We start from the raw sequence: 17,436 nt of genomic DNA on the forward strand, positions 1-17,436 counted from the left end.
AGTGCCGCCCGCACGGGACGGGAGGAGGATGAGATGAAAGCCGCGGGGCAGGCCGGGGACCGAACCATCGGGTCCCGTGCCCGCCGCACGGGGTGAACGAGGAGGTCCGGTCGTGGTCGTGTCCGAGACGTTCCGGGCCGGGCCCGGCCCGGCGAAAGTGGTTCCCTCCGAGCCCGGCGGACTGCTGGACGTCCTGAGCGTGGCCGCGGTGGTCCTGGACACCGACGGGCGGATCACGTTGTGGAGCCCCCAGGCACAGGACCTGTTCGGCTGGTCGGCCGAGGAGGCGCTCGGCAGCTACGCGGCGAAACTGCTGGTCGTCGAAGAGTACGTGGACCTGGTCCTCGAACTGTTCGGCAAGGTCATGGCCGGTGGCGGCGCCTGGGCGGGCGTGTTCCCCGTACGGCGCAAGGACGGCTCCACCCGGCTGGTGGAGTTCCGCAACATGCGGCTGCAGGACGAACAGGGCGGCGTGTACGCCCTGGGGATCGCCTGTGACGAGGCCGTGCTGCGGGGCGTGGAGCGCGACCTGGCCCTGTCGGTGCCCCTGGTGGCGCAGTCCCCGCTCGGTCTGGCGGTACTCGACACCGACCTGCGCTACGTCCTGGTCAACCCGACGCTACAGCGGATCAACGGCCTGCCCGCCGACAGACACCTGGGCCGTACACCCGGTGAGGCCCTGCCGTTCCTGGACACGGACGCGATCGAGGGAGCCATGCGCCAGGTCCTGGACACGGGCGTACCGCTCCTGGACCAGTACGGCATCGGGCGCACTCCCGCCGACCCGGACCAGGAGCACGCCTGGTCGGGCTCCTACTACCGGCTGGAGGACCCGCGCGGTCGGGTGATCGGTGTTGCCCTCATGGTGGTGGACGTCACCGACAGCTACCGCGCGGCCAAGGAGGCCGCCGAAGCCCGTAGGCGCCTCGACGTCATCGCCCGGGCGTCGGTGACCGTCGGAACCACCCTGGACCTGGAGCGCACGGCCCGCGAGCTCGCCCACCTCGTCGTGGCCGACCTGGCCGACATCGCCTCGGTCGACGTCCTCGACTCCGTGCTGGAGGGCAGCGTCGCCACGGCGCCCGGCCCCCGGACGGGGCAGGCCCTCTTCATGGCCCTGGCGGTGGCGACGGCCTACGAAACGCCCTCCGTCCGCGCCACCGACCCGGTGGGCGAGCGCATCACGTATCCGGCCGAACGCCTGGTCACCCGCTGCGTGAGCACCGGGCGTCCCGTCCTGGTCTCGCACGTCACCGGCGCGGACCTCGCGCACATCGCGCGGGACGCGGCCGGAGCGGACCTCCTCGCCCACGAGGGTGCGCACTCCTACCTGGCCGTACCGCTGACCGCCCGGGGTCAGGTCCTCGGCGCCCTCGGCCTGCTGCGCACCCGCAATCCGCTCCCCTTCGACCACGACGACGTCGCCCTGGCCGGTGAGCTGGCCACCCGCGCCGCCATCGCCATCGACAACGCCCGGTGGTACCAGCACGCCACCGACACGGCCCTGACCCTCCAGCGCCACCTCCTCCCCCAGCCCCCGCCCCGGTCCGCCGGCCTGCAGATCGCCTACCGCTACCAGCCCGCGGCAGCGGCCAGCGGCATCGGCGGCGACTGGTTCGACGCGATCCCCCAGCCACGGGACAAGACCGCCCTCGTGGTCGGCGACGTCATGGGACACGGTGTCCATGCCGCCGCCACCATGGGACAGCTGCGCACGGCCACCCGTACCCTGGCGGATCTCGGCCTCGACCCGGCCCGGGTGCTGCGCCACCTCGACCACATCACCGCCGAACTGGACGGGACCATCGCGACGTGCGTGTACGCCACCTGGGATCCGCACCGCTCCCGCTGCCGCGTCGCCCTCGCCGGCCACCCGCCCCCCGTCGTCATCCGGTCGGGGCAGGCCCCCCGTCTCCTCGCCCTCCCCGCCGGCGTGCCGCTCGGCACCGGAGGTCTCGGCCGCACCGACTTCGAGAACACCGTCCTCGACCTGCGCCCCGGGGACCGCTTGGTCCTGTACACCGACGGCCTCGTCGAAACCCGCGACGACGCCCTGGACGACCGCCTCGACCTGCTCCTGCGCCTGCTCGCCGATCCCGACCTCCCGCCGGAGGCGACCTGCGACCGGCTCCTGGCCGCACTGAGGCACCACGACGCGGCCGACGACGTCGCCCTCGTCATCGCGCACGTACGACCCCACCCGCCCGCCGACGGGCCGGGCGAGCCGACCTGACCGCCCCGCCCTTCCCCGCCTGCCCGGATGTTGCCGTCGTACGGGGCAGACCCGTCACCGGGCGGTCAGACCGACACCTCGCTCGGGAGGCCGCGGGTGGTGACGACCCGGGCGCTGCCGTCGGCCAGCCGGTAGGACAGGCCCACCACGGCGGTGCGCCCTGCCGCGACCTGGTCGGCGAGGACGCGGGAGCGGTCCAGGAGGAGGTCGACGGTGTGCCGTATGTGCTCGGCGATGATGTCGTCCTCGTCGGTGAGTCCGGCGGCACGGGCGGCCAGCACGCTGGGGGTGACGCGTTCGATGACGTCGCGCACGTAGCCGGTGGCGCTGACGCCGTCGGTCAGGGCGGCGCGGGTCGCGGCGACCGCGCCGCACTTGTCGTGTCCCAGCACCACGACCAGCGGGCTGTCCAGCACGCTCACGGCGTACTCGATGCTGCCCAGGACCTCGGGCCCCGCGACGTGGCCAGCGGTGCGGACGACGAACAGGTCACCGAGCCCGCGGTCGAAGATGATTTCGGCGGCCAGCCGCGAATCGGAGCAGCCGAAGAACACGGCGAAGGGGCTCTGGGCCGGTGCGGTCTCGGTGCGGCGGGCGGCGTCCTGGTTCGGGTGCTCGGGAGCGCCCGCGGTGAAACGCCGGTTGCCGGCCAGCAGCAGCTCGAAGGCCTCGGACGGAGTCGGTGTCGGCAAGGTACTCATGACCGCAGGCTACGGCCCCGCCCGGAGCTCCACACTGCGGGGTCCGTCGAAGGAGCGGGGGTGCGGCGGCCGCCCCGCTGGGTGCCGATGGTCCGCGGTGTCACCTGCGGGGGTCACGGCTCCAGCAGGTCGGGCACGACGCCGCGCAAGGCGTGGGCGCTGATGGCGCCGGCACGCCTGAGGACCGGTACCGGGCCGGTGAGGTCCACGATGGAGGAGGCGACGGCGGCCTCGGTGCGCCCGCCGTCGAGGTAGACGGCGACGGAGTCGCCCAGCATGTCCTGTGCGGCGTCGCAGTCCTGCGGAGAGGGGCGGCCGGTCAGGTTGGCACTGGAGACCGCCATCGGTCCGGTCTCGGCGAGCAGCTCGAGCGCCACGGGGTGGGACGGCATCCGGACCGCGACCGTGCCGTGGGTCTCCCCGAGGTCCCAGGTCAGCGAGGTCAGGTGGCGGGCGACCAGGGTCAGCCCGCCCGGCCAGAACGCCTCCACCAGGGCCCACCCCTGCTTGGGGAATTCGGCGACCAGGTCGTGCAGGGCGTCCGGGGAGGCGACCAGCACGGGCGAGGGCATCGCACGGTCCCGGCCCTTGGCTCCCAGCAGTCTGTCCACCGCGTCCGGGTCGAAGGCGTCCGCACCGATGCCGTAGACGGTGTCCGTCGGGAGCACCACGAGCTCGCCCCGGCGTACCGCCCGGGCGGCCGTGCTCAGCCCGTCGGTCCGGCCCGAAGCCGTGGAGCAGTCGTATCGAAGGGCCATCGCCGATCTCCATCCCACCGGGCTCTCGGCCCGCACCTGCTGGCTTACGCCGGCAGGCTACCGGAACGGACCGCCCCGCCCGTGCCCGTCCGCCGGTCTCCACGTGCGCGCCACCGTCTGCCCGAGGGCCGTTTCTTGAGGTGGACGGCGTCATCGGGAACACGGGGGCGGCGGTGGGCCGTGGGGATCCTCCGGCGGGTTCGATGAGTTCCGCACGGCGGCCATCACCCGAACGGGTGGGTGTGAGCAGCGCCCAGACCCGGCGGGGCGTGCGCGTCCCCGATCGCTGCGATCGCCCCGCCGATGTTCACGCCGCTCGTCCTTCCCTACGCGGCCCGGGCGCCCCGTGGAGGGGCGGCCGGGCCGGTCCGGGCTGCTCGGGTCACAGACCGTTGACCCGGGCCATCCTCTCCGCGACGAGCGGCGGGAAGTTCGTCGTGATGGCCCGGCCCGTTCTGCGGCCCATCCGGGAGTGCTGGAGTCGCACCTGCGCCATCAACCGGCGGGTGCGCAGAGCCATCTCCAGCTCGAAACGGGTACGGGGGTCGCGCAGCCCCGGCCCGAAGAGCTTCTCCAGCTGCCGCATGCGGTACCGCACGGTCTGGGGATGCACGCTCAAGGCCTTCGCGGCCTCCGGGGCGCCACCGCCTTCGAACCAGGCGAGGAGGGTCTCCTCCAGCCGCTCGCTCTGGCGTGGGGTCAAGCCGGCCAAGGGCCGCAGCCAATGGGCGGCCAACGCATGGGCCAGCGGCTGGTCCTGGAGGAGGAGCAGCGTGGAGAGGTGGTCGTCGACGAAGACCGGCCGGGTCTCGGCACCGGGGCGGGCCGGGGTGAGGGCGAGCAGGCGCAGGGCCCAACGCAGTGAGGACGCCGTGTCCGTCGGGGGAACCGCGTGGCCCACGGCGGCGAAGCGGCCGCGCAGCGGGAGTTCCAGTACGGCGCGGGGGTCGGGGTCCACGCTCGGGACCAGCAGGCAGGGCTGGCCCGCGAAGACGCCGGCGAGAGAGTCGTCCAGTACGGCCGCCAGCTGCTGCGCCTCGCCGGGGGTCGCCAGTACGACGCCCCGTACGGCCGGTGGCAGCGGCCAGCCGGCCGCTTCGGCCAGCTCGGTGAGGGACTGCCCCGAGGCAGCCCTGGCGTCGGTGAGCGCCTTGAACAGTTCTTCGCGCGCCCGGTCGGGCGGTGCGGCAGTCGCGTACCGGTCCGTAGCGGCGTCCGTGGTGGTGTTCGTCGCGGCGACGGTGGCGACGGTGGCGCTGCGGCGGTCGCGCTGCGTGGGCACGAGGCCGGTGTTCCGCTTCACTTCCCGGGTGAACCCGGGTTTTTCCTCCTGTCTGCCGTCATGTCCGTCATCGCTCGCCCGCTGGGGACGGGGGCGGCCGTCGCTCGGCTTCCGGTCATCGGATTGCGGGTAGCCGAGAAAGTTGCACAGCGCGTTCTCCACCAACTGCCTGAGCGATTCGTCGTCGATGGTCTCGTAGTCGTCGACGAGTGCCGTGAAGGCGGGAGTTCCGTGCAGGAGCTCCTTCACTATCTCGTCGGCCAGCACGGGCAGCTCCCTGCGCAGGATGCGGGTCCACTCGCCTCGGGGGCGGGACCAGATGCGGTTCAGGAGTTCGCACATCGTTTTCCTCGTTCATGCCGGGGTGAGGCCTGCCCCGCGGAAGGCAGGAAGCCGACCGCGGGGCATCGCTATCGTCAATCTCCTAGCCGTATGGGCGGGTTGATGCGTCGGTCGTGCCTCATGAAGACTCCGGTTGCTGCTGTTGCGCCTCAGCCGTGCCTCGTTGCTGTCGTGGGGATCTGGGGGTGGCAGCCAGGACTTGACCTGTCATGAACCCGTCGGAAGGAGATCTTCCGGATTCTTGGATGCGCCGAGACGCGTTGCGGGAAGTTATCACCTTTCGATAAACCTTGTGGAGATGCTGTGCGCTTCCAGCATGCTGCTCCTCTCGCCCCGATCCGACGATGCGGCTCCCGGGTCGTACGCAGCCCCCCGGACATCTCGGCGCGGCCAACCACTTCACCGGCCGTGCGTCCGCCCGCCGCACCGGTCTGACGGACCGTGCGGCGGGCGGGCCAGGTCGTGCAGTGGTGCGCCGGGGCCCCCGGAATCAGGGGCGGATGCCGTCGCAGGCGATGGGCAGGTGGCGCGGGCCACGCAGCACCGCGTTCTGGCGGTACGGGGGCGGGTCCTCCAGCAGCCGCGGATTCTCCGGCCGGCGGGCCAACTCGCTCAGGGCCAGCTGGGCCTCCAGGCGCGCCAGCGGGGCACCGAAGCAGCTGTGGATCCCGCTGCCGAGGCCGAGGTGTTGGATGTCCCCGCGGTCGGGGTCGAAGCGGTCCGCGTGCTCGAACCGCTTCGGGTCGCGGTTCCCGGAGGCCAGGATCAGCGAGACCGTGGCGCCCTTGGGGATGTTGACCCTGGCCACCTCGATGTCGTCGATCGTGCTGCGCCGCGGCAGGAGCTGCACGGGGGGTTCGTACCGCAGCAGTTCCTCGACGATCGGGACGGACAGCTGCGGGTCCTCGCGCAGTCGCTGGAGCACGTCCGGGTGGCGCAGGAGGGTCAGCATGCCGTTCGTGATCAGGTTGACCGTCGTTTCGTGGCCCGCGATCAGCAGCAGCGCCGCCGTACTGATGGCCTCCAGCGCGCTCATGCCCCCGTCCGGATCCTGACCGGCGGCCGCCAGCTGGGACAGCATGTCCTCGCCCGGCTCCTTGCGCCGCTCCTCGATCAGCCCGGCCAAGTACATGCCGAGCTCCATCTGCGCGTCGGCGGCAGCCTTCGGCCTCTCGGTGGCGTCCGCGTCCGGATCGGGGTCCAGACTGGCGGCGATGGTGTCGGCCCAGCCGTGGAAGCGGGGCTCGTCCTCGGGGGGCACGCCCAGGAGCTGGCAGATCACGGTCACCGGGAAGGGGTAGGAGAACTGGTCGACCAGGTCGATCCGCTCCGGGGAACCCGCGTCGACGATGCCCTCGATGAGGTCGGAGACGATGTCGCCGAGCTCGCCGCGCATGTCGTGGACCTTGTGCGGCGAGTGCGGCGGCCCGAACGGCCGGTTCGTGATGCGGCGCAGCCGGTCGTGGTCCGGCGGGTCGAGCTTGAGGAACACCGGGGGCAGCGCCGAGTCGCCGCCGTCCTCCTGCGCCAGCGGATCGCTCGACGGAAGCGTCAGGTTGCGGGGATCGGAACTGATGCGCGGATCGTGCAGCAGGCTCTGTATCTCGTAGTAGGTGCTGACGACGTACGGACCGTCCTCGTCGCGGAACACCGGCGTCTTGCGCAGTTCCTCGTACAGCGGGTACGGGTCGGCGCGGGTTGAGTAGTCGAGGATCTGCCGGAGCATGGCTTGGCTCATGGGGCGTCCTTGTACGGCTCGCGGGATCGGCGGTTCGGGGCCCTCCCCCGTCGTTTTGACACCGGTCTCCGGCCGACTCCGGCTCCCCGGCTTTCCCAGCATGCACGGAGGCCCCCAGGAGCGCCTGCCGGGCGACGAAACCGCAGGTCACACCCCAAGTACGCACCCGCAGGGCGCACCCCGGGGCGCACCCCCGGGGCGCACGCCGCGAGCCGCACGCCACCGTTCGGGGCGCGGCAGCGGGCCTTACCGCCCTCGACAGCCCGTCAGCCTCTGCCGCATCATCATTCTTGCACTGACAGTGCAAATATGTCGGACGATCTGCTGCGGGCTCACGCCCCCCGCCGCGTCCTCACAGGTCAGCGAATGAAAGGCCTCCGCATGCGCACGTTCCTCCGTGTCCTGGCCCTCATGGTGGCCGCCGCCGTGTTACCTCCCCTCACCGCCGCCGCCCCGGCCGGAGCAGTGGCCCTGCCCGCCCCGTCCATACCCGGGGATCCGCGCGGAGCCGCGCTGCCCCGGTTCACCGGTCACGCCGTCGCACCGCGACCGGTCGCCGTCCCCCGGTCCCGCAGCACCCGTTCATGGCGGCCAACGGCTCCAGCAACGTGCACGGCGACGCCTATCAGAGCGACACGCACGAAGCGCCCGGCCCCACCGGCCGCGATCTCGCCGTGCGCAGCAGGCTGCAGGGCGGGCTCTGCGGCTCGGTCACCTTCGACTCGCGGGGACGGATCGTCACCGTCTGCATGACCCCGGGACTCTCCCCCCGGCTGATGCTGCTCGATCCGCACGACCTCTCAGCGGTGTCCTCCCTCACCCTGCCCGGGACGGCCGGCACCAGTCCCACGGAGGTCTCCGGAGGTGGCTACTTCTACCTCGACCAGCTCGACCGTGCGGTCGTCCCCACGAAGGACGGCGCCGTTCAGGTCGTGGCCGTCCGGGGCGACGCACTCGTGACGCAGGCGCGCTACGACCTGGGGCCGGTGATCGGTACCAGCGGCATCGTGTCCGTCCTCCCCGACTGGTCGGGGAGGATGTGGTTCGTGACCGGCAGTGGGGTGGTCGGCGTCCTCGATCCGGCCAGCGGCGCGGTCTCCACCCACGCACTGCGCGGGGAGACGATCGCCAACAGCCTCGCGGTCGACGAGTCCGGCGGCGTCTTCGTCGTCAGCAACCACGCCCTCTACCGCTTCGACTTCGACGCGTCCGCCGAGGGCCGACCCGTCTTCACCTGGCGGGCCCCGTACGAGCGGGGTTCTCGGCAGAAGCCCGGCCAGCTCAGCCAGGGCAGCGGGACCACTCCCACGCTCATCGGCCCGGCAGCCGGCCCGGGCGGAGGGTACGTCGCCATCACCGACAACGCCGACCCCCGGATGAGGGTGCTCGTGATGGCGCGCGGGAAGGCCGGGCCCGAGAAGGTGTGCGAACAGCCGGTCTTCGCCCCGGGAAGGGGTGCCGACGAGAACAGCCTCGTCGCCGTGGGCGGTGACCTCATCGTGGAGAACAACTACGGCTATGTCGTCGGGGACCACGCCCTCTTGAAGGGGATGCTCGGCGGGCGCCAGGTGGACACCGAGCCCGGCTTGGCCCGGATCCACGTCGACTACGCCGCCCGTACCTGTTCGCTGGCCTGGTCCGACAGCAGCGAACGGGTTCCCAGCGTCGTCAGCAAGGTCTCCCTCGCGACGGGCCTCCTGTACACCTTCACGCACCCCACCGCCGACGAACTGCGGTCCGCCCGCCGCACGGGCAGCGCTGCGATGCCCGACGCCTGGTACCTCACGGCGTTGGACGTACGGACCGGCGAGCGGGTGTGGAGCCGACTGGTCGGCGCGTTGGCATTGCCCTCGCCGCCGCCTCCGCCACCGCCGGCATCGGCGAGGAGGTTGGTCGTGGTGCACGTGCCGTAACCCGCGATGCACGGGCTCTGCGTGGTCAGGTCCACGCCGGAGACCAGGGTCGAGGCGCCAGTGCGGCCACCGGCGGACGTCGCGCCGAGTTGACCGACGTAGTAGTACAGGGTCTGTCCGAACGCGCCCTGGAAGCTCGCGATCGAGGTCACGGTCTGCGCCCTGCCACCGTTTCCGCCGTCACCGCCCCGGTAGATGCCGCCACCGTTGCTGCCGTACCGCCCGGCACCGCCGTAGGCCGTGATGACCATGGGCGTGGTCGCGGACAGCGAGGTCTGCGTCGCCGCCTGGGCGGCCGCCAGCAGTGCCGTGGTGTCGTACGAGGACGCACCGTCCGGCAGCAGGCAGGACACCACACCGGTCTGGATCTCGCCGCAGTCGATGTCGGTGGTCGTGGCCGCGGCGGTCGGTGCGGAGAGCGCCAGGACGGAGAGCAGGCATGCGCCGGCCCCCAGAGCCTTGACGACCCTTTCCGATCTGAGCATGAAATTCCCTTCAGGGGCGGGCGGACGGGCCCGGAATGCGGTCGCATTGCGCGACGGCCGCCACGGTGGCGCTCGCCGTCGAGGAGTTCAGGACGGTGACGGTCCACGTGTCGGGGGTCGCCGCCCGGGAGGTGAGCAGGACCTGCATCGTGCCGCTCATCAGGTATCCGCCGCTGAGGAGGGTGCTCCCGGCCGGGCACGTGGCGAACACGGTGCCCTCGTCTCCGGGGGCCACGGTCACGGGATCGCCGACGATCTCGGCAACGTGCGCGGGCTTGTGCCCGTCGTGACCTTCGTGGGGCGGCGGCCCGTCCTCGTGGGGTGGCGGCGCGTCCTCGGGTTGCGGCGGCCCGTCCTCGTGGTGCGGCGGCCGACCGTGCAACGGGCCCGTCAGAAGGGGACCGCAGTCCACCCAGGGCGGACAGAGCCTGTTCGGCGGTCCGGGGTCCGCCTGCGCCACGGCCGAGGAGCTCGCTGTCCGCACCGGGGCCGATTCCGCGGTGCCCGCGAGCCCGGCCACGGCCGCGGTGAGCACGACGAAGGCCCCGCAGACGTGGAGGATCCGCCGACCGGGCAGCGACCCCGAACGGCCGCGCCGAGGAAAATCAGAGCGCATCAAAGAGCTTCTCTTTCTAGGGGGAGGAAGAGAGCAGTCGCGGCATCGTTACCCTCCGTGGGGTCATCCGCGTCCGCTCTGCTCCCTTTTGAGTGACTGTCATACGACGCCCGGCCTAGCTGGCGCCTTGCCGATGGGGCCGGGGACGCCGGCGCGCCCGTGTCAGTCCTCGGGGGACTTCTCCGGCGCACCCTCCGGCGCGTCCACCTGGGGCTTCGTGTCCGACTCCCCGTGGGAGCCCTGACCGGGGTCGCGTCCGAGGTCCGGACCGGGCTTCTCGGCCGAGCCGTGGCCGGGCTTGTGGTGTCCGCCGAACTCGGCCGCGACCACCCTGAAGGGGATCGACTGCCACAACTGGGAGCCGTGCCCGGCGAGCTCCAGGCGGTACTCGCCCCGGAGGTGGTGATGGCGGCCGTGCCGCTCGGGGACCCTGACCGTGCCGGAGACCTCTCCGTCGGCGTTCGCCAGGAGGATCGCGAGGGTGACGATGCGCCTGCCGGCGCGCCGGTCGCCGTCCCCGTCGACCCCTTCCACGGCGCGGGTCTCGTCGGCCCGACCTTCCGGGATCAGCCGTACGTACACCTCCTCGTTCGGCCAGTAGCGGCTGGCGGACACGGTGAAGCTCTCGCCGTGTGCCACGGTGCTGCGGTCGACGACGATGGTGGAGTAGGGGGCCGGGTTGACCGCGGCCGGCGGCGCTGCCGACGCCACGGCCGGGCCCGCGCTCAGTACGGCGGCTCCGGCCGCCAGGGCGACGAGCCATCGCGGGTTTCTGGGCATGGTGGGGAGGTCTCCTTCGGAAGCGGAGGGGTGCCGGCCCGCCTTTCGAACACCGGCCCGCGATTCGTAGATGCGTGCGCATCGGACCAAACGGGCGCGCCGTGCGGCTCCCCGGGACGGTCGCGCTCCGCCACCCGTACGGCCTGCACTCGGGGTACGAGGACGGGCCCGGGCCGCTCCGCCGGCCCCCGCGCAACCCGCTCCCGGAAGGGCGTCCGGGCGCCGCCAGGGGGAGTTGCTCCCGTTCGTTTGCGACAATGGCACCCAGCGAAGTGGGGAGGGGCGCCGTGAACGAGTCGGCCCGACGGCCGCGGTCCGAGGACCGCACCACGGACGGTCGCACCACGGACGGTCGCACCACGGACGGGCGCACCCCGGACGGGCGCACCCCGGACGGGCGCACCCCGGACGGGCGCACCCCGGACGGGCGCACCCCGGACGGGCGCACCCTGGACGGGCGCGCCGAGCGCGGCCGCCAGTCCCGGGTGAAGATCGCCGAGGCCGTGCTGTCCCTGCTCGACGAGGGGGAATCCAGCTTCCCCGCAGAGCGGGTCGCCGAGCGTGCCGGCGTGTCCCGCCGCCTCGTGTTCCATCACTTCGCCGACATGTCCGAGCTGGTGGAGACGGCCATCACCCGCCGACTGGAGCAGCTGATCGAGCAGATCAGGCCGCTTCCGACCGCCGGGCCGCGCGATACCCGGGTGACGGCCCTGACGGAACAGCGGGCCCGGATCCTGGAGTGGATCACGCCGGCCCAGCTGACCCTGATGCGCCTGGAAACACCGGGGGGCCGCGTTGCCGAGGTCACCCGCGAGGTACTGGACCTGGCCCGTGCGCGACTGGCCGAGATCTTCGCGGCGGAACTCGAACGCCTGCCCGCCGCGCGCAGGACGGAAGTGCTCTACGGACTGGACGCGGTGACGACCTGGGGCGCTTGGTACCACTGGCGCAGCAGTGGCTTGAGCGCCGAAGCGGCAACCAGCACCATGGAGACGGCCGTACACGCCCTGCTCGCCACCACCGACCAACCCGGGACGTCCTCCTAGGCCGGGGGTGCGCACCGCGCACCGAGCCTCGGCCGGAGATCCCTCGGCCTTCGGCGCGCGAACACGCCGGTCACTTTCGGTGACGTCCGACCACCCTTCGGCGCACCGCGGCTCCGGCCGGCCGCGCAGCGGTGCAACGGGCCCGCGGGCATCGACGCCTTCCTCATGCGGCCGTGGTCGGCCACCGGTCAGCGGCGCTTCGCCGACCTCGCCGTGCAGGGCGGGGCGGCCTGCGTCAGCGAACCGTGGCGTCCGAGCCATCGGCCGAGGGTCCAAGCCCTGCTCCGGTGGCTCGGCAGGAGTCAGACCCTCGCCGGCCGCCCCCAGCCCTCACCGCCCCTCACCGACCTCCTGTCCTTCACCTCCGCCCGGGCGATGTTCACCCAGATCGGCCTGCCCCGGAAGCTGGCGGACGAGGCGTCGCTGTCCTACGCCTTCATGGTCAACCCGCGTTCGCCGATGTGGATGGGCTTCGCCGACCAGCAAACCGCCGGAACCGCTGCCGCCGACACCGTCACCTTCCGGGGCAGCAGCCTCACCACGGCGAAGTCGGGCTCCTACTTCGACCACGGCGCCGTCCAGCAGCTGTCGCACGTCCTCATGGATCTCCAGCAGTTCTACGGCGTCGACGACGCCGGCGTGCCGGGAGACGACGCCTCGTTCACGGAACGCGTCCAGTACATGTTCCGTTCCACGCCGCCACCCTCGCCGGGCAACGCCGACCAGATCACCGACGGCGGGGGCCCCGCGTTCCTGCCGAACACCTTCCAGGGCACCGACGACGCCCTGCTGAGCGCCCAGGGGCGGGGCACTCCGGACGGGGAGCGCCGGATCGGCCACCTCTCCTGTCTGCAGCGGTCGTCGCGCACGGCCGACGGCAGGCCGCTGCACGTTCGCATGGACGGCCCCGGCTACGCACCATGGACGTACCGGACGGATCCTCCCAGCCCAAGCTGGAGTTCACGGTGTTCGTCCCGAGTGCCGACTTCTTCGCCACGATGCGCAGGAACCAGGCCTCGCTCGACCTGGCGGCGGCCCACGGCGTCCCGGAGGACGAGAACGGGCTGGAGCGGTTCCTGACGGCGACACGACGCCAGAACTTCCTCACGCCGCCGCGTCGCCACCGGGCGTTCCCCCTCGTCGAATTCCTCTGAGTGCCTGTCTGAACCCCGGCCTCGCGTTGGGGGAACGGTCCCCGTGACCGCTCCCCCAACGCTTGCGCAATGCGCCCATTCCGGGTCGATGCCTGCCGGAGGCCCATCGCACGGCGGCTGCTGGCGCAGGTCCGATCAGAAGCCGGTGCCGTCCTGCCTTGCGACGGTGGCAGTGTCGTTGCTCTGGTTGACGTCGGTGATCCCCGGAGGCAAGGACGTGACCGTTGCTACCCCTGCCACGCGGTGCCACGGCGCGTAGTGGCCAACGGTCCAGCGGTACGTAGCTGCTTCGCCGGGGGCGAGGTCTCTGGTGGTGATGATCATCCATGGCGGGACGGCATTGTCGATGACGGGGGCGGGCACCGCGGTGGTGCCGTCCCCGCCGAGCACACCGGCGGCGTGGATTTCGCTGCACATCCGGCTGGAGTCGCCGCGTGAGCAGATCAAGGGGGGTACGGCGAGATTGCGGACGGTGAAGTACACCTTGACGCCAGCGGGGATGGTGGTGTCCCCCGTGTTCGTGATCCAGCCGCGGCCGGACCCCCCGAGGACAGTGTTCGGCTCCCATTGTCGCGGCGAGTCCAGGGCCAGGGAGACGGCGATGTCGGGTCCTGTCGCAGCCGATGCCAGGCCGCTGGTGAGCAGGGTTCCCAGGACAGCGGTCGCTGATGCCAGGGCGATCCGGCTACGGTGCCGTGCCGAGCGCTTGGCACCGGTCAGCGTGTGGTGCATCACGGGCTTCCTTTCCGTAGGGGTCTACCGAGGAACGGATCTTGCCCAGGCGGGATGACGCCACGAAGGGAGGGAAACGCCGATTCAGGAAACGTGACTCGCAGGGGTGACACCCCACCATGGCCACCTGGCAGATCGGCCGAAAGCGGACCTAACGCTCGCTCCCGAGCACCGGCGCGGGCACGGTGCCTCGTTTTTCGCACTCAGCCAAGGCCGGATCGATGTCGCCCGGCTGCGACGAGCCCTGGCCGTCGTGCCGCTGCCCCGGGCCCGTGACGACCGGCTGGTGCTCCGGTCGAAGCGCTGGGGCGGCTCCGGTCGGACCGGGCGATACGAAAGTCTGTCCCCGTGCCGTGGATCTGCCCGGCTCAGGGCGACCAGGCCCAAGCCCCGGCGACGCCGCTGGTTCCGCCACCACCCTCGGGGTCGCAATCGTCAACGGCCGTGCCGTCCCGGTTCATCCGGACGGCCACCACCCGCCCCGTCGAAGGGTTCGTAGCGGGCGTCGCCTCCGGGCCAGGCGCGGTCCATGAACGGTGCCCGGTCGAGGCCGTCGAAGCAGCGCATCAGGAAGTCGGTGAAGCTGCCGCTGGTTCGGTACCACTCCGCGCACTCGCTACTGACCACGATCTCCCAGCGACCCGGATCCGGGTCGCTGGCAAGGAAGTAGTACTCACTGCTGTGCTCGTCGTGGCCCCAGCGGATGAGCCCACCCGGGTCGGGGTGGAAGGGGAAGGGGTAGAGATCCTCCGAGCCTCTTCGTGCATCGCGCCAACCCTCCAGGGCCCAGAAGTCCTCGACTTCGGCAGGGGTCATGAGGCCAGTCGGCCGGTCGAGGTGCAGATACCCGCCGAGGGTTCCGGGCCCGTACACGTCCATGAAGGCCTTGTAATCCCCGGGCAGCGTGACACCGAGGTGCTGTTCGGAGGCCTCCCAGACCTCTCGGCGCGGCCAGCCCCACACCCCCTCCGGCTCACCGAGCAGTGCCTGGAGGCGTTCCAATGCCGATGGCATGTCTTCCCTCGTCCCTGAGATGTGACCGGCTGGGAACATCATCAGGCCTCCCACTGACAACACCGAGGGGCCCAGCCCCTCAACCCGGCGAACCTTCCCGGTCGTAGACGTGAGGAGGGCCTCGGCACGAAGCCATCGAGGACGACCGGGGCCGGGGGCCGGGGCTGCCGTATCCGCACTATGCGCGCACGACCCGATCGCCCCGGCCCCCGGTACCGTGCGACAACCAGCCGTGCAGGGCGGGACCGCCGACGGCCACCAGGACGAACAGGAATCCGGCGGTGATCAGGGCCGGTTCGGAGAACCACAGGCCCGCGAGCCAGTCGACGAGCAGGGCCACGGCCACCAGGAGCACCTTCGCCGCCACCAGGCCGAAGAACAGACCGCGGTCGATCGGGGTCCTCCCGGAGCGGGCGAGGCGGCGGCCGACGAACCGTCCGGCCACGCTGACGCAGAGCACCACCACGAGGACGCGCAGTGCATGTTCCCACGCGGGCATGTCCCCGCCGAAGGCCCAGACGCCGCCCACGGCCGCGCCCGCGGCGACGTAGGCGAGCGTGCGCGTGGGTCGGGCGGACCTCGTACGCGTCCCGGTTCGGCTGGGCCGGGAACACGCTCGGGCGCTGTAGACGGACATGTCTCGCCTTTCGTTACGGAGAGCAAGCAGTAGCTACAAATGCAGACAAAACAACTTGCACTCCGAGTGTCATCTCTTCGGGGTGGATCGTCAAGACCCGGCCCCGGAGACGCGCGAACCGCCGGAGGACCTCACCGAACACGACCGGCCCGTCGGGGCTTGGAACGGCCTGTTCGTGCGGCCGGTGGACATGGGCGCCGAACTCGGAGCGGGGCCAGGCGAGGCCGGGCCGGGCCGAAAAAGGCGCCCGGCTGTCCGGGATACGACCTATGGTGATCACCACCTCCGGACGCGGCGCCCCTGCTACGCGTCCACCGTGAAACGCCTTCTCCGTCCCCACCGCCGCCCGGCCCTTCACCTCGCACGGCCCGGTCGTCCACGTGAACACCTCCGGGGTGGGGGGAGGGGCCGCGAACGGACCCATCACACCAAAGGCACCCCATGGACAGTGAGCGCATACAGAGCTGCCTGGACCTGATCCACCAGGCACGACAGCTACCCGTGGACGATGCTCAGCGCCGCCTGCTGGAACGGGCCGCCGGCGAACTCGTCCGCGACGGCCGCCTCCGACGCCGTGCCGAGGCACGCGCGGAACGCGCCGCAGCCGACGCGGAGCTGCTCGCCGCCACCGCGATGGGTGCCTGCGACCGCGTCATGGATGCCGCTCTGCCCGCCCCGGCCCCGCCGGAACGCGGCCTGACGGTGGGCGAATACGTCCGGCTTCGCCCCGGACCGGCCGCCGCGGCGGGACAGCTGCCGGACCGTGCGCCGGAGCGCTCCCGGCCGGCACGGCTGCTGAACCGTCCCCAACGCTGCTACGTCTGCAAGAAGCACTACCGGCACGTCCACGACTTCTACCACCTGCTGTGTCCCGAATGCGCCGGCGAGAACCTCGCCCACCGCACCGCCCGCACCGACCTCACCGGCCGGCGGGCGCTGCTGACGGGCGGGCGCGTGAAGATCGGCCACCAGGTGGCGCTGATGCTCCTTCGCGACGGCGCCGAGCTCACGGTGACCAGTCGCTTCCCGCAGGACACGGTGCGCCGGTTCGCGGCGGCTCCCGGCGCCGCGGATTGGTGGCACCGGCTGCGGATCGTCGCCCTGGACCTGCGCGATCCCCGGCAGGTACTCGCCTTCACGGACCACATGCTCGCCCAAGGGCTACCCCTGGACGTGCTGATCAACAACGCGGCCCAAACCCTGCGCCGCTCCCCCGAGGCGTACACCGCACTGTCCGCCGCCGAACCCGCGCCGGCCCCCGCGCCGCTCGCCGCGCCACCGATCTGGACCGCTCCGGGATTCTCCGTACCCGGCCCGCGCACCGCACCCCTTCCGTGGACGGCGGAGCTCGCCCCGCGCATCCCGGCGCCCCACGCCCTGGCCGGAGGCGCACACACGGCTGACGCCCCGCTGGCCACCCCAGTGCCGCAGGAAGTTGTCGACGAGGCGGGCCTGCTGCCCGAGTCGGCCGCAACCAACTCCTGGACCCTACGCCTGGGCCAGATCGACCCGACCGAGCTGCTGGAGGTCCAGCTGGTCAACGCGGTCGCGCCGTTCTTGCTCGCCGACCGGCTGCTGCCCCTTCTCGACGCTTCCCCGCACCCCGACCGCTACCTCATCAACGTCTCGGCGGTTGAAGGCCAGTTCGCCGTGCGCAACAAGACCAGCGACCATCCGCACACGAACATGGCCAAGGCGGCGCTGAACATGCTCACCCGCACCAGCGCCGCCGATCTGGCCACCCGCTCCATCCACACCTGCAGCGTCGACACCGGCTGGGTCACCGACGAGACGCCCCTCCCCGCCCGGGAGCGGCACGCCGCCACCGGTTGGCGCCCGCCGTTGGACATCGTCGACGGCGCCGCCCGCATCTACCACCCCATCGTGCAGGGACAGGCCGGCGCACCGGTCCACGGCGTCCTCCTGAAGGACTACCGGCAGGTCCCGTGGTGATCCCTCCGACATCCGCGGGGGGATCCCCGTCGGACACGCGTGCCGCCCCGGC

14 protein-coding genes and 1 pseudogene are annotated in these 17,436 nt (G+C 71.9%); 6 read left to right on the top strand and 9 right to left on the bottom strand.

Annotation, left to right across the window (positions count from 1 at the left end; all coding sequences use genetic code 11):
• Positions 1-112: 112 nt before the first annotated feature.
• Complete coding sequence (locus ACIQK6_RS05865) at positions 113-2,233, top strand: SpoIIE family protein phosphatase (protein ID WP_402694394.1); 2,121 nt, start codon at positions 113-115, stop codon at positions 2,231-2,233.
• A 65-nt stretch (positions 2,234-2,298) separates the two neighbouring features.
• Here ACIQK6_RS05865 and ACIQK6_RS05870 read toward each other — a convergent pair whose 3' ends face one another.
• From ACIQK6_RS05870 to ACIQK6_RS05885, 4 genes are all read right to left on the bottom strand, one after another.
• Positions 2,299-2,934 (bottom strand): carbonic anhydrase, encoded by a 636-nt coding sequence (locus ACIQK6_RS05870; protein ID WP_329096035.1) that lies wholly within the window; start codon positions 2,932-2,934, stop codon positions 2,299-2,301.
• A 113-nt stretch (positions 2,935-3,047) separates the two neighbouring features.
• Positions 3,048-3,692, bottom strand: a complete 645-nt coding sequence (locus ACIQK6_RS05875; protein ID WP_329096037.1) for an L-threonylcarbamoyladenylate synthase — start codon at positions 3,690-3,692, stop codon at positions 3,048-3,050.
• 382 nt (positions 3,693-4,074) lie between these two features.
• Positions 4,075-5,316 (bottom strand): helix-turn-helix domain-containing protein, encoded by a 1,242-nt coding sequence (locus tag ACIQK6_RS05880; protein WP_329096039.1) that lies wholly within the window; start codon positions 5,314-5,316, stop codon positions 4,075-4,077.
• 490 nt (positions 5,317-5,806) lie between these two features.
• Entirely contained in the window at positions 5,807-7,054 is a 1,248-nt protein-coding gene (locus ACIQK6_RS05885; RefSeq protein ID WP_402694395.1) for a cytochrome P450, read from the bottom strand.
• 584 nt (positions 7,055-7,638) lie between these two features.
• Here ACIQK6_RS05885 and ACIQK6_RS05890 point away from each other — a divergent pair.
• Entirely contained in the window at positions 7,639-8,967 is a 1,329-nt protein-coding gene (locus ACIQK6_RS05890; RefSeq protein ID WP_402694396.1) for a hypothetical protein, read from the top strand.
• A gap of 495 nt (positions 8,968-9,462) precedes the next feature.
• On the opposite strand, the gene ACIQK6_RS05895 is transcribed toward ACIQK6_RS05890, so the two are convergent.
• Together ACIQK6_RS05895 and ACIQK6_RS05900 are read right to left on the bottom strand one after the other, a co-directional pair.
• On the bottom strand, positions 9,463-10,068 hold the full coding sequence (locus tag ACIQK6_RS05895) for a hypothetical protein (RefSeq protein ID WP_402694397.1): 606 nt from the start codon (positions 10,066-10,068) through the stop codon (positions 9,463-9,465).
• A gap of 162 nt (positions 10,069-10,230) precedes the next feature.
• Complete coding sequence (locus tag ACIQK6_RS05900; RefSeq protein ID WP_329096046.1) at positions 10,231-10,848, bottom strand: hypothetical protein; 618 nt, start codon at positions 10,846-10,848, stop codon at positions 10,231-10,233.
• A gap of 287 nt (positions 10,849-11,135) precedes the next feature.
• Between ACIQK6_RS05900 and ACIQK6_RS05905 the strand changes: the two genes are divergently transcribed.
• Together ACIQK6_RS05905 and ACIQK6_RS05910 are read left to right on the top strand one after the other, a co-directional pair.
• Positions 11,136-11,894, top strand: coding sequence for a TetR/AcrR family transcriptional regulator (locus ACIQK6_RS05905; protein ID WP_402694398.1), 759 nt, complete (start codon positions 11,136-11,138; stop codon positions 11,892-11,894).
• 165 nt (positions 11,895-12,059) lie between these two features.
• A complete protein-coding gene (locus tag ACIQK6_RS05910) occupies positions 12,060-12,974 on the top strand; it encodes a hypothetical protein (protein ID WP_402694399.1) in 915 nt (304 codons plus the stop codon).
• 209 nt (positions 12,975-13,183) lie between these two features.
• On the opposite strand, the gene ACIQK6_RS05915 is transcribed toward ACIQK6_RS05910, so the two are convergent.
• Complete coding sequence (locus ACIQK6_RS05915; RefSeq protein ID WP_329096052.1) at positions 13,184-13,780, bottom strand: hypothetical protein; 597 nt, start codon at positions 13,778-13,780, stop codon at positions 13,184-13,186.
• A gap of 148 nt (positions 13,781-13,928) precedes the next feature.
• On the opposite strand from ACIQK6_RS05915, the pseudogene ACIQK6_RS05920 reads away from it, so the two are divergent.
• Positions 13,929-14,072: pseudogene (locus tag ACIQK6_RS05920) on the top strand (transposase); the annotation flags it as partial.
• Positions 14,073-14,215: 143 nt separating this feature from the next.
• Here the strand turns inward: ACIQK6_RS05920 and ACIQK6_RS05925 are convergent.
• Both ACIQK6_RS05925 and ACIQK6_RS05930 read right to left on the bottom strand, forming a co-directional pair.
• Entirely contained in the window at positions 14,216-14,794 is a 579-nt protein-coding gene (locus tag ACIQK6_RS05925; RefSeq protein WP_329096054.1) for an SMI1/KNR4 family protein, read from the bottom strand.
• Positions 14,795-14,972: 178 nt separating this feature from the next.
• The gene (locus ACIQK6_RS05930; RefSeq protein ID WP_329096056.1) at positions 14,973-15,431 is read right to left on the bottom strand and encodes a hypothetical protein; all 459 of its coding nucleotides are present in this window, start codon (positions 15,429-15,431) and stop codon (positions 14,973-14,975) included.
• Positions 15,432-15,872: 441 nt separating this feature from the next.
• Between ACIQK6_RS05930 and ACIQK6_RS05935 the strand changes: the two genes are divergently transcribed.
• Complete coding sequence (locus ACIQK6_RS05935; RefSeq protein WP_402694400.1) at positions 15,873-17,384, top strand: SDR family NAD(P)-dependent oxidoreductase; 1,512 nt, start codon at positions 15,873-15,875, stop codon at positions 17,382-17,384.
• Positions 17,385-17,436 lie beyond the last annotated feature (52 nt).

Source organism: Streptomyces sp. NPDC091682, assembly GCF_044756625.1.
GTDB lineage: Bacteria > Actinomycetota > Actinomycetes > Streptomycetales > Streptomycetaceae > Streptomyces.

Bases quoted from the DNA above. Each gene is read 5' to 3' on its own strand.
- ACIQK6_RS05870 (WP_329096035.1), bottom strand. From the start codon at position 2,934: ATGAGTACCTTGCCGACACCGACTCCGTCCGAGGCCTTCGAGCTGCTG.
- ACIQK6_RS05875 (WP_329096037.1), bottom strand. From the start codon at position 3,692: ATGGCCCTTCGATACGACTGCTCCACGGCTTCGGGCCGGACCGACGGG.
- ACIQK6_RS05880 (WP_329096039.1), bottom strand. From the start codon at position 5,316: ATGTGCGAACTCCTGAACCGCATCTGGTCCCGCCCCCGAGGCGAGTGG.
- ACIQK6_RS05885 (WP_402694395.1), bottom strand. From the start codon at position 7,054: ATGAGCCAAGCCATGCTCCGGCAGATCCTCGACTACTCAACCCGCGCC.
- ACIQK6_RS05890 (WP_402694396.1), top strand. From the start codon at position 7,639: ATGGCGGCCAACGGCTCCAGCAACGTGCACGGCGACGCCTATCAGAGC.
- ACIQK6_RS05895 (WP_402694397.1), bottom strand. From the start codon at position 10,068: ATGCGCTCTGATTTTCCTCGGCGCGGCCGTTCGGGGTCGCTGCCCGGT.
- ACIQK6_RS05900 (WP_329096046.1), bottom strand. From the start codon at position 10,848: ATGCCCAGAAACCCGCGATGGCTCGTCGCCCTGGCGGCCGGAGCCGCC.
- ACIQK6_RS05910 (WP_402694399.1), top strand. From the start codon at position 12,060: ATGCGGCCGTGGTCGGCCACCGGTCAGCGGCGCTTCGCCGACCTCGCC.
- ACIQK6_RS05915 (WP_329096052.1), bottom strand. From the start codon at position 13,780: ATGCACCACACGCTGACCGGTGCCAAGCGCTCGGCACGGCACCGTAGC.
- ACIQK6_RS05925 (WP_329096054.1), bottom strand. From the start codon at position 14,794: ATGCCATCGGCATTGGAACGCCTCCAGGCACTGCTCGGTGAGCCGGAG.
- ACIQK6_RS05930 (WP_329096056.1), bottom strand. From the start codon at position 15,431: ATGTCCGTCTACAGCGCCCGAGCGTGTTCCCGGCCCAGCCGAACCGGG.
- ACIQK6_RS05935 (WP_402694400.1), top strand. From the start codon at position 15,873: ATGGACAGTGAGCGCATACAGAGCTGCCTGGACCTGATCCACCAGGCA.